Below are 15,121 nucleotides of genomic sequence, written 5' to 3'. Positions count from 1 at the left end.
CCCCGATTATCTCATGTCGATACTGCTTGGTTAAGTCCGACAGGCTGCTAGGGAAGGAAAAATAAAGGCTTCCTGAGTCACCAGGGCGATGAACGACACCAAGGCAATGCTGACCCCGCCATTCACAAGATTGAAGCCGGCGATGACGGTTTTTCGACTATGCCTGTTTGCTAGGCGTTCCAGATGAAATGCCCGCAAAACGCCGGAAACCAGCTGCCAACGCAATCTATCGTTCTTGATGCTCATAGCGTATCCGTACACAAAAAGCGGGTTAGCCTACGTTGAGGCAAGGGGTTTTGCAATTATTCCGCAGGATTGGCGTACATGGTTCTTGAGCCAGCTGCAACAGTTGCCTTAAGGCGGAAGGGTTGGGTATAAGTACGGCCGTATATCTATAATTCTCTGAAAGAACGGATGCTTTTCATGACGGAATCTAAAAAAGCCATGAAGTCGACGGTACTTCTCCCGGTTTTTGTTCCCGCGGTCGCCGTTACTGTATTGCTGGTTACGGGTGCGATTAGCAGCCCTGAACTCGCCGGTGGGCTATTCAACAGTACCCTTGAATGGATAACGCAAACGTTTGGCTGGTTTTACATGCTGGCGGTGGCGATTTTCCTGGTGTTTATGGTCGCCGTAGGCGCCTCCAGCTGGGGCAATATCAAGCTCGGCCCCGATCATGCCGAGCCGCAATACAATTTCCTTGAGTGGTTTGCCATGCTGTTTTCAGCGGGCTATGGCATAGCGCTGCTGTTCTTTGGTGTTGCAGAACCCATACTGCACTTTGCCTCGCCCCCTGCTGGTGCTGCCGAAACGGTTGATGCGGCTAAACAGGCCATGCAAATAGCCTTCTTCCACTGGGGCTTCCATATATGGGGCATCTACGGCCTGGTAGGCTTGGTTCTGGCCTATTTCTCGTTCCGCCACGGGTTGCCATTGTCGATACGCTCCGCCCTATACCCGCTAATCGGCGACAAAATCTATGGGCCAATTGGTCATGCGGTGGATGTATTCGCCATATTGGGCACTTTGTTTGGCATTGCCACCACCCTGGGGTTATCCGTTGTTCAGATTAACGCGGGCATAAACTACCTTTGGCCGCAAATACCCGTTGATATCACCGTGCAGATTATTGCGATTGCACTGATCACGGCTGCGGCCACCGTGTCTGTTGTGGCGGGTATGGATAAGGGTGTTAAGCGGCTGTCTATTATGAACATGGTGTTGGCTATTGGCTTAATGACCTTTGTGTTCATGGTGGGCCCTACGATTCACATACTTGAGAGCTTTTTGCAAAACACCGGTAGCTACATGAACGGCATTATAGAGCGCACGTTCAACCTGCAGGCCTACACGCGCAGCGATTGGATCGGCAACTGGACGCTGTTTATCTTCGGCTGGACCATTGCCTGGGCTCCGTTTGTAGGTATGTTTATTGCCAAAATCAGCCGTGGGCGCACCATTCGCCAGTTTGTGTTTGGGGTGATGCTGGTGCCCTCAGTGTTTACCTTTTTATGGTTCTCGGTATTTGGCGACACAGCGCTGAATCTCATTATGAATGAGGGGCTGACCACGCTGATTGGCGATGTGCAAAATGATCAGGCTGTCGCCCTGTTCAAGTTGCTTGATGCACTGCCAGGTTCGTTTTTTATCTCTGTGCTGACGGTACTGCTGATCATCACCTTTTTTGTAACCTCTTCGGACTCCGGCTCTCTGGTTATTGATGCGCTGGCCTCGGGCGGTGTGATTAATACGCCGGTTTGGCAGCGGGTGTTCTGGGCCGTACTTGAAGGTGTGTTGGCTTCTGCATTGTTGTTTGGCGGGGGCCTGAAAGCCTTGCAGGCGATGACCGTTACCAGCGCCTTGCCGTTCGCCATCATTATGTTGGTTGCCATGGTTGGGCTGTGGCGAGCACTGAAAATTGAAGGCCACCGTGAAAGCAGTTTGCAAGGCTATGCCATGAGCAGCCCGCAGCTGAACACCGCCCAGTGGAAGCAGCGGTTGGCGGCGATTGTCGATTTCCCTAATCGTGCGAAGGTGAGCCGTTTTATCGAAAATACGGTTGTGCGCGGCATGCGACAGGTTGAAACGGAACTGCAAAGCCGGGGCTGGGATGCGTCGGTGGAGTTTGATGGTGAAATCTGCCGTGCTCACTTGCAGGTGAACTGGGATGATCATGCGGAGTTCTCTTACGATATCCGCCTGACCGAGCACGATGCGCCCGAGTTTCACAACACTGAAGCCCAACGAGACCCTGAAACAGCAGAGTCTTACTATCGTGCGGAAGTGTATATGCGCCGTGGCGGCCGGGCATACGATATCTTTGGCTATGAAGAGAATGATGTCATCAAGGACATTCTGGATCAGTTTGAGAAGTACCTGCACTTCCTCGATATATCGCCTGGCAAGCTGCCGTGGGACATGGCGGAGCATGATGAAATGCTGAGTAGTGCGCCGGAGGAGGCCGAGCCGGAAAAAGGCTGATTCCGTGGCGTTTGCGCTTCATTTATTCGGGGCGATCTGAAAACACCAAGTCTAGCCATCTAGGGTGGTTAGACTTGGTCGTTTGAGGGCAGCATCTCGGCTCCGGGCAACGGGCGCGACAAACAGTATGATACGTTCACCGCTCTTTTCATCGGGCATGCCAGAGCGGCTGCCGTCAGGCACTCAAACAGTAATCAACAATAGAGTTGGCTGGGCGAGGACGTACCTGAATAAGGCAGGGCTTCTTACCATTCCGCAACGGGGCATGGTTCAAATTACTGGGCGTGGGTTGGATGTGCTGCAGAACGGACCAGAGCGCATCAGTGTCGCTTGGCTAAAGCAGTTTCCCGAGTTTAAAGATTTCCACACTCAAAAGCCGAACACCGGCGCAAACGTCACAACGCTGCCCGACATCAGCGAAGTAAGCGACGAAACACCCGATGAGCAGCTGGCCGCCGCGCACTTGTCTCTCATGGACAGCCTTGCCGATGAAGTTCTGGAAACAGTGAAAAGTGCCTCCCCATCGTTTTTTGAAAAGCTGGTCGTTGACCTGATGATATCCATGGGTTACGGAGGCTCAAGGAAAGAGGCAGGGCAGGCCACGCAGACCACTAATGACGATGGCATCGACGGCATCATAAAGGAAGATAAACTTGGTCTTGATACGATTTACCTACAGGCGAAGCGTTGGGCCAACACGGTGCACCGTCCCGAAATAGACAAATTTATTGGTGCTTTGACCCGGCAACGAGCCTGCAAAGGTGTATTTCTCACCACATCTGACTTTTCATTAGGAGCTAGAGAAGCGGCTGCAGGGCTGGATATGAAGGTTGTATTGCTTGATGGCCGTGAGCTTGCTCAGTTGATGATCGAGAACAATCTTGGGGTAAACGTCAAAGAAGTGTTTGAGGTGAAGCAAGTTGATACGGACTATTTTATTGAGGATTGACTCTCTAAGCCTGCCGCTACTATTCAGGTGGGTGTTAGATCGAGAGTAAGCTATATGTCCACACTGAATGTTTGCCCCAGTCTTGATAAGCTGTAGCCAAATATGACACTTTGATTGCAACCTAACCATACAATCTGATCAGTGACAGGGGCATCATGGAACGGCGGCCTTATCTCGCGTTAGATATCTCCCAATTAAGTAAGCTTGTTAACGCAAATGCCCTGAACAAAGCCCTTCTTGAAGCCGTTCTCCTAGAGTTGAGCTTTCGAAAAACGAGCGCAGCCAAGCAGCTCAAACGCAGGATTGAGCAACTCAAAGGTTCGTCCGACCCCGGTTCCAGCAACTCTGTGAATGTATCGTCCTCACACACTGAGATGCCCGGAAATCATGAGTTCAGAGCTAAAAAATCACAAAAAGTAATGGAGTCGAGCGAACCCATGTCGAAAGAACAGGATCACCCAACAGTGGAAAGCTTCCTTAGCTCGGCAGATCCCTTCGTGCTTGAGTCGTTAGAGCTCATGCGTAAAAAACTCCTGGATCTTACCGCCCGAAACAGGTTGCTGAATTTTCCTATCCAACAGAAAGGCGCAGCGCTGCGGGTTATTGATGAAATCCCCAACCAGCTATGCAACGAGCTCCTCGCTGACCATGATCTCAAGTTCAAGCCTGTGCCGCCGCCTACTCGGGAGCAACTGATCAAGTATGGCTACCTTGAGGTCGATGAGGACAATGGTGAAGAACGCCAGTTAAAGCCCAGCCCTGACGCGAGAGATTGGGCCAAAGTGCTCGGGTTTGATGTTGGTTATGAGTTGCCCCGCGAAGAGGGTGCCCCGGGTGATGATAAGCATCAGGATGATGCGATTCAGGTTTTGCTTTATCCGCCGGAAATGGAATCCAGGCTGCGAGCGATCAGGAGCAAAGCACAGACTGCGATAGAGGAAATGGGTGCCAGTATTCTCTACTTATCGCTTGGGTTTTTGGAGTGGGCAGAGAACGATGATGCCTCAAAAACCAGGCTTGCACCGCTGTTCACGGTTCCGGTGCATCTAAGTCGTGGGAAGCTGGATCAAAGTAGCGGAACCTATCAGTACACTGTGAGCTATACCGGTGAAGATATCCTTCCGAACCTGTCTCTTAAAGAAAAACTCGCTCTGGATTTTGGGCTTGCTCTGCCAGAAGTAGGAGAGAGCGAGTCTCCGGAAGACTACCTGGACCATGTTGCAACGCTAATAAAGGCTACCAAGCCTAACTGGTCTGTTCGGCGCTATGGTGCGCTTGCCCCTCTGAATTTCGGCAAAATGTTGATGTATCTGGATTTGGATCCGGAACGTTGGCCGTTAGATGATCGAAACCTGATCCAGCATCCGATTGTGCAACGTTTTTTCAAAAGCACGGAGAATAGCTCAGGTGAGGGCCGAAGTAGTATTGGGGAGCATTACATTGATGATGTCGAACAGGTCCACGACCTGTATCCGTTAATTGATGACGCTGACAGCTCTCAACACAGCGCACTGATTGACGCAATAAATGGCGAGAATCTGGTTATAGAAGGCCCTCCAGGAACAGGTAAGTCTCAAACGATAACCAACTTGATTGCCGCGGCCATGCTGGGTGGAAAGAAAGTTCTATTCGTCGCGGAGAAAATGGCGGCTCTAGATGTGGTGAAAGCCCGCCTTGATAAGGCTGGACTAGGCGATTTCTGTCTTGAACTTCATAGTCATAAATCGCAAAAACGAAAGGTGCTTGATGATATCAGTGCCCGCGTCGTTAAACAGAAACACTTAATCTCCACGCAGAACATTGACGCAGAAATCACTCGCTACGAAGAGTACAAGGAGCGTCTCAACAACTACGCGAAGGAGATTAACGAGCCCTGGGCCAATACGAATCGCACCATCCATGAAATCTTCAGTGGCGCTGCGCGTTATCGCCAACAGTTAGAGATAAACCCGACAGATGTTCATATTGCCGGCCTCTCCGGAGGAGAGCTCACCGAGGTGAATCGGCTGAGGCTGGTTGATCAGGTTAGTGAATTTCAGAAGATCTATCGCGCGATGATAGAGCAGGTCGGGCAGGTTGCGAGTCTTCATGATCACCCCTGGTCTGGAGTTGAGAGCACAGCGATTCAGCTTTTCGACTCAGGACAGATAGTATCCGTCCTAAAGGAATGGCAGCAGTCGTTAGCGCTTTTGATAGAGCAAAATCAGAAAGTCGCAAAAGCCCTGGCCTTCGATGATTCAAGTTTGTTGGGTTTGGAAAGCTGCGAATCATTGGCTTTGGATCTTGGCGATTTGCCCGAGCTCTCTCGCAAAGAGCTGTTCCAGGCACTGGACCAACTCGACCTGATAACCCAGTCCAGAGTTGAGACGCTGCTGCACCTTCACCGCGAGATTCAGGAAGGCTACGAGGAGCTTTCAAAAGACACCTTCCCGGAAAAATTATCGACACTCGCTGACGGTGTGGCTTTGCCTGCCTTCCCGGATATACACCGGCTGACGGGTGCTGGGCGTAACGAGAGCTTCTCAGAAATTGTTCGCGGGATCGTAAAGCTTGAGAAAATTGAGACTGCGCTGGCGCCTTTTCAGCGCCAATTACAGGAATTAGGATCTGCGCTGCCCTCGCCTTTGAACGAGCATTTGAACCCGACTGTGGAGGGGTTTGGTGCAGCAATCAAGATAATTGAGCTGATCGGTCAACTTGAGAGCACGCTGATCAGCAGGCGCTCTGAGCATTTCGACGAAGATGACTTCGATGTGACTATAAAAGATCTCGAAGTGAAACTGCACCATTTGCGACTTTTACGAGAAACGATCACCGACTGTTTTGATCTTGAGAAGTTACCTGAATCACGGGAGCTAAGGGCCATACAAGCCCAAATGCTGCGTCGGGGGGGAGACAAATGGTTCTCTGGAAGCTGGTGGAAAGCTCGCAAACAACTGAAAGCTTTAGCAAGCAAGCCATATCTGAAAGTAACAGAGCTCAGCGCAGTTATAGAAGAGGCCAGTGAGTATGCAGCTGGCTTGGAAGCCTTCGATTCAGCACTCTATCAGCGTCAAATAGGTCCTGAGTTCCAAGGTTTGGAAACCGACGTCGAGGGCCTGAAGAGCCTCAGGGAATGGTACAGGAGTGTCCGCAGTGCATACGGAATCGGTTTTGGTAAGACCGTTCCTATTGGTGATGGCATCCTCTCCCTTGATGCGAAACTGTTCAAAGGCATTCAGCAACTTGAACAAAAGGGTTTCACCGGAGGATTACGAAAAATACTCGCCGCATTGGATGACGTTCGGGCGGTAATTCCAAACATCGATCAAGAGCTCGATCGAAACAACAGTCTCACTGGTGAGCAGGGGTCACTGCTCACAGAACACAAACGCCTGAAAGCTGAGGTTCGAATAATTCAGCAATGGTTTAAAGACAGCAGCCTCACCGTTGAAGAAGTAGGAAGTCGTGTTGATCAGCTAAGAACGCTGCAAAACGATCAGGCACGGTTTATAGAGAGCAACCTCCTTCATGATCTTTTTGCGCCGCAAGTTGAATTGTCGATCGGGCCAAGCGTCGACAATAAAGAAGCCGTTGAGGCCATTCGGGAAACACTGGATTTCGCCAGCTATGTTCAGCGTAAGCTTCGGTTCGAGCCGCTGAGGCAGGTTATTCTCTCGGTTAAAACCCATGAAGAGTATGAGCGCCTTAAAACTGAAGCAATAGGCTATCTTGCGGCGTGGCGTGGCCAAGAGGAAAGCTATGAGCAGTTCAAGAGCAGGACGGAGCTTAACCCCGCTCAATGGTTAGCTAACCCTGAGTGGAATATCGAGGAACTCCTACAAAGGAACCTCTCTGCGATACAAAAGCCAGAATGGTTGAATGACTGGGTCAACTTCGTTCGCATTAGAAACGAAATGCAGGTGCAGGGCCTGGAGCCACTCTGGCGCATGGTGACCAGCGGTAAACTCGATATTGAAAGTGCAGGCGAGGCCTTGGATTTGGCAGTGTTTGACCAGCTTTCCAGAGAAATTCTCTCTGCGCGGCCACACCTTTCTCGCGTTTCTGGCAAGGGCCAGGAGGCGATCCAAGGTACCTTCCGGGAGTACGACCAAAAACTGAAGAAATTGCAGCGTCAGCGAATTGCCAGTGCATTGGCAGAGCGGCATGTTCCCGGAGGAAATGCCGGAGGTCGGAAGTCTGAATACACTGAAATGGCATTGATCGAGAACGAGCTAGGGAAAAAGACGAGGCACATCCCCATTCGCCAGCTCGTTAACCGCGCAAGCAACGCTCTGCTGGCGTTGAAGCCGTGTTTCATGATGGGGCCCATGTCTGCAGCCCACTACCTCAAGCCTGGTCACCTGCAGTTTGATTTGGTGGTGATGGATGAGGCCTCCCAGGTGAAGCCAGAGGATGCGCTCGGCGTTATTGCTCGTGGTGCACAGCTTGTGGTTGTGGGGGATCCAAAGCAGCTCCCACCTACCAGCTTCTTCGACCGCCAGGATATGAACGACGATGACGAGGAGAGTGCCGCGCTAGCACAGACAGATAGTATTCTTGATGCGGCCATGCCTCTTTTTAAAATGCGACGCCTACGCTGGCACTATCGCTCACAGCACGAGAGCCTGATTGCCTTCTCGAACCGAAATTTCTACAACAATGACCTTGTCATTTTTCCATCCCCACGCGCCAAGTCTCTGGAATACGGCGTTAAGTTCAGTTATGTCAAAGGTGGGCGTTTTGTTAACCAATATAACGTCGACGAAGCGAGTGTTGTAGCAAAAGCCGTTGTGAAACATGCGCTCAATCACCCCAATGAGTCGCTTGGCATTGTTGCGATGAGTTCAAAGCAGCGCGAGCAAATAGAGCGTGCAGTGGAGGAGGCGTGCAAGGCCAACGATGCCGTGTCTGATGCTATCGATAGCCTTCGCAACATGGAAGACGGCCTGTTCATCAAGAACCTTGAGAACGTTCAGGGCGATGAGCGGGACGTGATCTTTATTTCTTGTACCTACGGTCCCGGCGAAGTGGGTGGGCGAGTCTATCAGCGGTTTGGCCCTATTAACTCAGACGTGGGCTGGCGGCGTTTGAACGTGCTGTTTACCCGCTCAAAGAAGCGAATGCACATCTTCAGCTCCATGCGCTCAGAAGACATATTGATCTCGGAGACCTCAAAGCGTGGTGTTATCGCCCTTCGGAACTTCCTGGATTATGCCGAAAAGGGCAACATGGATGGCACGCCGGTCCACACGGGCAAAGCGCCGGATAGTGATTTTGAAGTCTCCGTCATTGAAGCGCTTCATCAAGCTGGCTTCGAATGCGAGGCACAAGTGGGTGTTGCCGGTTTCTTCATCGATTTGGCTGTGAAGGATCCCGGCAAACCGGGGCGGTTCTTGATGGGGATAGAGTGTGATGGTGCAACCTATCACTCCGCCAAGTCGGCTCGGGACCGGGATCGCTTGCGGCAGGAAGTATTAGAGCGACTTGGCTGGCGGATTCGCCGTATCTGGTCGACGGATTGGTTCAGTAACCCCAAGGGTGAGCTGGAGCCGATCATAAGAGAGCTGCATGAGCTGAAAACCGATATGCTTTCCGAAGCAGAACCTTTGGAGCCCGATGTAGAGGTTGTCGAGGAGACTGAGGTTTTCGGAGAAGCCACTACGGATGAAGTCTCTGAAGTGCTGGACAGTGAGCTGGACTTGCGAGGTCGGCTCGAAGCTTTTGGCTCCACCATCATTAGTAAGCTGTTCCCAAACACACCGAGGGAGCGGAGGTTGCTGCGCCCAGCAATGATTGAGGCCTTGGTCGAACATGAGCCAGTATCCTCTTCCGAGTTTGTTGAGGTGATTCCGGAATACTTGCGGAGATCGACTGAACCTAAAGAGGCGAAGGCTTTTCTGAATCAAGTCTTGGATATTGTCACGGGGTCAGAAGTGGCGCAGGGCGATTTGCTCGACTGAACTATTTAACCGCCTCTTGATTTTTATTACGCGCACCACACGATTAATTACGGAGTTTTATAGGTGAATCAGGCAGTCCACAATAAATTAGTGTCCTTCATTTGGTCCATTGCTGACGACTGTCTGCGCGATGTGTATGTGCGCGGAAAATATCGTGATGTGATCTTGCCAATGGTCGTTCTGCGCCGCCTCGATGCGCTACTGGAACCCAGCAAAGACGCCGTTATGGGCGAAGTGGCATTCCAGCAGGACGAAATGAAATTCACAGAGCTGGATGAAAGTGCTCTAAAAGCAGCTTCTGGCTATGTGTTTTACAACACCAGTAAGTGGACCCTGAAAAAACTCTACAAAACCGCTACCAACAACCAGCAAATCCTGCTGGCGAACGTAGAAGAGTACCTTGATGGTTTCAGTGGCAACGTCAAAGAGATTGTCAGCAAATTCAACCTGAAGTCTCAAGTGCGGCACATGGCCAGCAAGGACGTGCTGCTGGACGTATTAGAAAAGTTCACGTCTCCTTACATTAACCTAACCCCAAATGAGATCGATGATCCGGAGGGCAACCGCCTGCCAGGCCTGACTAATCTGGGCATGGGGTATGTGTTCGAAGAACTGATTCGCAAATTTAACGAAGACAACAACGAAGAAGCCGGTGAGCATTTCACCCCGCGGGAAGTGATTGAGCTGATGACCCACCTGGTTTTTGATCCGGTTAAAGACACTCTACCGCCCGTTATGACTATCTACGACCCTGCCTGCGGTAGTGGTGGCATGCTCACGGAGTCTCAGAACTTTGTCGAAGAGAAATATCCGAACCCTGACACCCAGCGTGATATTCATCTGTACGGCAAGGAAATCAACGACGAAACCTACGCCATCTGCAAATCCGACATGATGATAAAAGGGAACAATCCGGCCAACATTCGCCCCGGGTCCACCCTGTCTACAGACGAGTTTGCCGGCACCCGTTTCGACTTCATGCTCTCTAATCCACCCTATGGCAAAAGCTGGAGCAGCGAGCAGAAGTTCATCAAGGAAGGCGGTGATGTTCTGGACCCTCGTTTCAAAATCAGCCTCGCAGACTATTGGGGTAATAAAGAAGAGGTCGATGCAATACCGCGTTCCAGCGACGGCCAACTCCTGTTCTTAATGGAAATGATCAGCAAAATGAAAGCGCCTGGCAATGGCGCTTTGGGATCCCGCATTGCGTCTGTACACAACGGCTCCAGCCTGTTTACCGGCGATGCGGGCAGTGGCGAAAGTAACATTCGCCGTCACGCTATCGAAAACGATCTACTGGAAGCCATCATCCAGCTGCCTAACAACTTGTTCTACAACACCGGCATCACCACCTACATCTGGCTGCTTTCTAATAACAAGCCTGAGCATCGCCGTGGCAAGGTGCAATTGATTGACGCCAGCCTGCTGTTCCGAAAGCTACGCAAGAACCTGGGGAATAAAAATTGCGAATTTGCACCAGAGCACATTGCCGACATTATTCAGGCTTATTTAAGTTTAATCAGTATTGAGCGCCCTGCAGGCAGCGATGGCATTGCTGCGCAGGTGTTCGATAACAGTGATTTCGGTTATCACAAGGTCACTATTGAACGCCCGGATCGCCGCATGGCGCAGTTCAGCCAGGAACGCATTGAAACCCTGCGTTTTGATAAATCATTGCGCGAACCCATGGAGTGGGTCTATCAGCAGTGGGGTGAGGGCATCTACGAAGCCGGCACTCTGAAAAAGCAGGAAAAGGACATTGTAAAGTGGTGTGAAGAGCAAGACCTGAACCTCAACGCCAAACAACGCAAGAAGTTGCTGAGCCCCGAGACCTGGAAAAAACACGCAACCTTGGTGAAGGTTGCCAGCTATTTGATGGACACCATAGGTACGGACATTTTCAGTGATTATAACCGCTTTAAAGTGGCGGTAGATCAGGAGCTGAAAGCCCTGGCTAAAGATACCGGCATCAAACCCAGCGCGAGTGACAAGAACCAAATTCTCAATGCAGTTAGTTGGTACGACGAAACTGCCGAGAAAGTCATCCGCAAGGTAGAAAAGCTCAATGGCGATAAACTGAAAAGCCTGTTGGCTCATTTGGCGTGCGACCAGGATAGCTTGCCTGATTTCGGATACTACCCCACAGGTAAAGCAGGTGAGTACATAACCTACGAATCCAGCACCGACCTGCGCGACAGTGAAAGTATTCCCCTGGAAGATGATATCCACCAGTTTTTTCTTGATGAGGTTGAGCCACATGTGGGAGAGGCTTGGATCAATCTCGATTCGGTGAAAATTGGCTACGAAATCAGCTTTAATAAATATTTTTATAAGCACCAGCCATTGCGGAGCATGGAGGAAGTTGCGAAGGATATTGTGGTGTTGGAACGGCAGGCTGAGGGGTTGATTGCAGAAATGTTGGGTATTGAAGCGGAGGGTTTTTCGGGGGGTAAAACTGCTTGATATGAATATCTATATGCAAAGACACTCGAAGTATAAACCTGTGCGATCGTCCTATTTATGCGAAATACCCGAACATTGGCACATTGTCCCGGGTTTTGTTGCGCTCAGAGAGAATCGGCGTGATAACAAGGGGATGAAGGAGCGTCGAGTTCTATCGCTGAGCTATGGGAAAATTATTGTAAAGCCAGAAGAAAAGCTGGTTGGTCTTGTCCCAGAATCGTTTGAAACATATCAAGTGGCAAAGCCCGGCGATATTATTGTACGTTGTACCGATTTACAGAATGACAAAACGAGTCTTCGGACTGGTTTGGTGGAAGACTTTGGGATCATTACCTCAGCGTATCTCAATTTGGCCTCGAATAAGGGTTTTTCGGGCAGATATTTGCACTACTTTCTTCACTCTCTCGATACAACGAAGGTTCTTTATCAACTTGGTACTGGCCTGCGTCAGAATTTAAGCTATCAGGATTTCAAGCGTTTCCCTGTTGTATCCCCTCCCTTTGCTGAGCAAGTTATTATTGCAGGGTTTCTCGATCGTAAAACGATTCAGATCGATAAAGCTATTAGCGTCAAAGAGCAACAAATCACTCTGCTCAAAGAACGCAAACAGATCCTGATCCAGAATGCTGTAACTCGGGGCCTGAATTCAAATGCACCCATGCGAGATTCTGGGGTTGAATGGATTGGGGAGATTCCGATTCATTGGTCTATTAAACGGGCAAAATATCTATTTCAGGAGGTTGATGAGCGCTCACCGCATGGACAGGAAGAACTCCTCTCAGTCTCCCATATGACGGGAGTGACACCTCGTTCTGAGAAAAGTGTCAGCATGTTTATGGCAGAGGACTACACCGGCTCCAAAACGTGCCAAAGCGGTGATCTTGTGTTCAATATTATGTGGGCATGGATGGGTGCGTTGGGCGTGTCTGACCGATCCGGCATTGTTAGCTCTTCTTACGGTATTTTTCGGCAATTAAAGACGCAAATGTTTAACTCCCAATATCTGGAAATGCTGCTCAAAACGATTGGCTACATTGAGCACTACAACAAGGTATCTACTGGTTTACATTCGTCGCGCCTTCGATTTTATTCCCACATGTTTATGGCTATGGAAATTGGCTATCCGGATTTGGAAGAACAAAACACGATTGTTGAACATATCAATCTGGAGTCAGGGAGGTTGGATAAAGCAGTTGAGATTTTGAGTCAGCAAATCACCAAACTCAAAGAATACAAAGCTACCCTGATCAACAGCGCCGTCACTGGCAAGGTCAAGGTGCCAGGAGTGGTGGAGCCTGGTGACGAAGTGGCCAGGCCAGACATGCAGGAGTTACCAGCACTATGACCGTGAACCGCGATCTGGCTTACCTGCAGTCACTGCTGAAAGAACTCTGCTCACTGCCTCAGGAAGCCGAATGGGTGGAGTTCAAACAGGATAACGACGATGCGCCGATGATCGGCGAGTACATCTCTGCGCTGGCCAATTCTGCCGCGTTGCTGGGTAAGCAGTACGGCTATGTTGTTTGGGGTGTGGAAAACGAGACCCACGCAGTCAAAGGCACATGCTTTAAGCCTTCAGCGGCCCGTCATAAGCAGCAGGAACTGGAAAGCTGGCTGTTACAGAAAACCGTACCAAAGATCCATTTCCGCTTTTTCGAGTTTGTCGCCGCCAATGAGCAGCCAGCGGTGATTCTGGAAATCCAGGCGGCGGCGCATACACCCGTTCAGTTCGACGGCATCGAATTTATTCGGGTGGGGTCTTATAAGAAAAAGCTGCGGGAGTTCCCGGAGAAAGAGCGGGAACTGTGGCGGGTGTTTGACCGGGTGCCCTTCGAGCAGCAGTTTGCGGCTCAGAACCTTGAAGCGGGCGATGTGTTAAAGCTATTGGATTACCCCGCCTATTTTGACCTGACCGACCAGCCTTTGCCCGAAGGGCGTGAGGCCATCCTGGCAGCCCTTACTGCAGACCAGATGATCGAGCGAAATGACAGCGGTCATTGGAGCGTCACTAACTTGGGCGCAATCCTGTTCGCAAAGCGCTTGCAGGATTTTCAGGCCTTGGGTCGCAAGGCTGTACGGTTGATCCAGTACAGGGGCAATAACAAGCTTGAGACCATTCGGGAAATTACGGGTAACAAAGGTTATGCCGTGGGCTTTGAGGGGTTAATCGACTACCTCAAAACTCTTTTGCCGTCTAATGAAGAGATTGGCAAGGCCTTTCGGGAAGAGGTACCCATGTATCCTGAGCTGGCTTTGCGCGAGTTGGTGGCCAATGCTGTTATTCATCAGGATTTCAACCTGAGCGGCACAGGCCCAATGATAGAACTTTTTGCAAATCGGCTGGAAATAACCAATCCCGGTGTTCCCTTGGTCGATACGCAGCGCTTTCTTGATAGCCCTCCACGCAGTCGAAACGAAGCACTTGCATCGTTTATGCGCCGTATCGGCATCTGTGAAGAACGAGGCAGTGGAATTGATAAGGTGATTGCCCAGGTTGAGATTTATCAGTTACCTGCCCCGATTTTCGAGCAAACACAAGAGCATACACGGGTGGTGCTATTCTCTCATCGAGATTATAAGGATATGGAGCCGGAGGACCGCGTTCGAGCCTGTTACCAGCATTGCTGTTTGAAGTACGTTAACCGAGAGCCTATGAACAATACATCTCTGCGTGAACGGCTACGCATCGATGAGGCGAACAGTGCCATGGCCAGCCGGATTCTCAAACAGACCATAAAGGCCGGATTGATTCGGTTGTATGATCCGAACTCAAATAGGAAGGCATATCGGTACGTGCCATTTTGGGCGTAGGCGATTTCTCATTTGATGGTCATTTGACTGGGTAAGAGTCTGCAAGACGAGCTGTTCGGTTAAAGTCTTTAAAATCATATGCTTGCCTCTTGCGCTTCATTTGACTGGTGGCCGCTTATCAGCTTTTTTGGCGTGAGGCGCATTCGTCTAAACGGGAAAAAGCAAAGCTGGATTAGACGAGATTTAGACATTTTTGGCTGAGTTTTTTGTTGGCCGCGATCGCGCAAAAATATTGAGGCTGTCCTCAAGGCACTGAATAAAAAGAACTATTATTTGATGGCTAAGTTGATTCCCGGCACTTCAAATGTCTAAATGATCATTTTGGTTTAGACGAAGTTAGACATTTTCAGCCAATTGATTAGTAAGGGTAAGTCCATGGCTAGCCAAACCAACGAACAGGCACTGGAAGCGAGCATCGAAAAGTTCCTTACCGGCACCAGCCTGGAAGAGCAGCGGAGTGTGCAGGAGGCGGTGC

The 15,121-nt window shown here is 50.4% G+C and carries 7 protein-coding genes; 6 read left to right on the top strand and 1 reads right to left on the bottom strand.

Going from position 1 to position 15,121, the window contains the following annotated elements; genetic code table 11:
• Positions 1-30 precede the first annotated feature (30 nt).
• A complete protein-coding gene (locus ACTH3S_RS14840; protein WP_441809786.1) occupies positions 31-246 on the bottom strand; it encodes a hypothetical protein in 216 nt (71 codons plus the stop codon).
• Between the two features lie 177 nt (positions 247-423).
• On the opposite strand from ACTH3S_RS14840, the gene ACTH3S_RS14835 reads away from it, so the two are divergent.
• The 6 genes from ACTH3S_RS14835 to ACTH3S_RS14810 all read left to right on the top strand — a co-directional run bounded on the left by ACTH3S_RS14835 (position 424) and on the right by ACTH3S_RS14810 (position 14,646).
• A complete protein-coding gene (locus tag ACTH3S_RS14835) occupies positions 424-2,481 on the top strand; it encodes a BCCT family transporter (RefSeq protein WP_441809785.1) in 2,058 nt (685 codons plus the stop codon).
• A 127-nt stretch (positions 2,482-2,608) separates the two neighbouring features.
• Positions 2,609-3,430, top strand: coding sequence for a restriction endonuclease (locus ACTH3S_RS14830; RefSeq protein WP_441809784.1), 822 nt, complete (start codon positions 2,609-2,611; stop codon positions 3,428-3,430).
• Positions 3,431-3,867: 437 nt separating this feature from the next.
• Positions 3,868-9,372, top strand: coding sequence for a DUF4011 domain-containing anti-phage protein Hhe (gene hhe, locus ACTH3S_RS14825; RefSeq protein ID WP_441809783.1), 5,505 nt, complete (start codon positions 3,868-3,870; stop codon positions 9,370-9,372).
• A gap of 63 nt (positions 9,373-9,435) precedes the next feature.
• Positions 9,436-11,835 carry a type I restriction-modification system subunit M gene (locus ACTH3S_RS14820; protein ID WP_441809782.1) on the top strand — a complete coding sequence of 800 codons (2,400 nt, stop codon included), beginning with the start codon at positions 9,436-9,438 and terminating at the stop codon, positions 11,833-11,835.
• 133 nt (positions 11,836-11,968) lie between these two features.
• Complete coding sequence (locus tag ACTH3S_RS14815; RefSeq protein WP_441809781.1) at positions 11,969-13,180, top strand: restriction endonuclease subunit S; 1,212 nt, start codon at positions 11,969-11,971, stop codon at positions 13,178-13,180.
• On the top strand, positions 13,177-14,646 hold the full coding sequence (locus tag ACTH3S_RS14810; RefSeq protein WP_441809780.1) for an ATP-binding protein: 1,470 nt from the start codon (positions 13,177-13,179) through the stop codon (positions 14,644-14,646). The genes ACTH3S_RS14815 and ACTH3S_RS14810 overlap by 4 nt, the downstream gene beginning before the upstream one ends.
• The last annotated feature ends 475 nt before the right edge of the window (positions 14,647-15,121 follow it).

It is taken from the genome of Marinobacter sp., assembly GCF_052094685.1.
Taxonomy (GTDB): Bacteria; Pseudomonadota; Gammaproteobacteria; order Pseudomonadales; family Oleiphilaceae; genus Marinobacter.
This window is presented reverse-complemented; position numbering and strand designations above follow the sequence as displayed.

Excerpts from the sequence above, each read along its gene's own strand:
- ACTH3S_RS14810 (WP_441809780.1), top strand. The coding sequence starts at position 13,177 with ATGACCGTGAACCGCGATCTGGCTTACCTGCAGTCACTGCTGAAAGAA.
- ACTH3S_RS14830 (WP_441809784.1), top strand. The coding sequence starts at position 2,609 with ATGATACGTTCACCGCTCTTTTCATCGGGCATGCCAGAGCGGCTGCCG.
- ACTH3S_RS14835 (WP_441809785.1), top strand. The coding sequence starts at position 424 with ATGACGGAATCTAAAAAAGCCATGAAGTCGACGGTACTTCTCCCGGTT.
- hhe (WP_441809783.1), top strand. The coding sequence starts at position 3,868 with ATGTCGAAAGAACAGGATCACCCAACAGTGGAAAGCTTCCTTAGCTCG.
- ACTH3S_RS14815 (WP_441809781.1), top strand. The coding sequence starts at position 11,969 with ATGAAGGAGCGTCGAGTTCTATCGCTGAGCTATGGGAAAATTATTGTA.
- ACTH3S_RS14840 (WP_441809786.1), bottom strand. The coding sequence starts at position 246 with ATGAGCATCAAGAACGATAGATTGCGTTGGCAGCTGGTTTCCGGCGTT.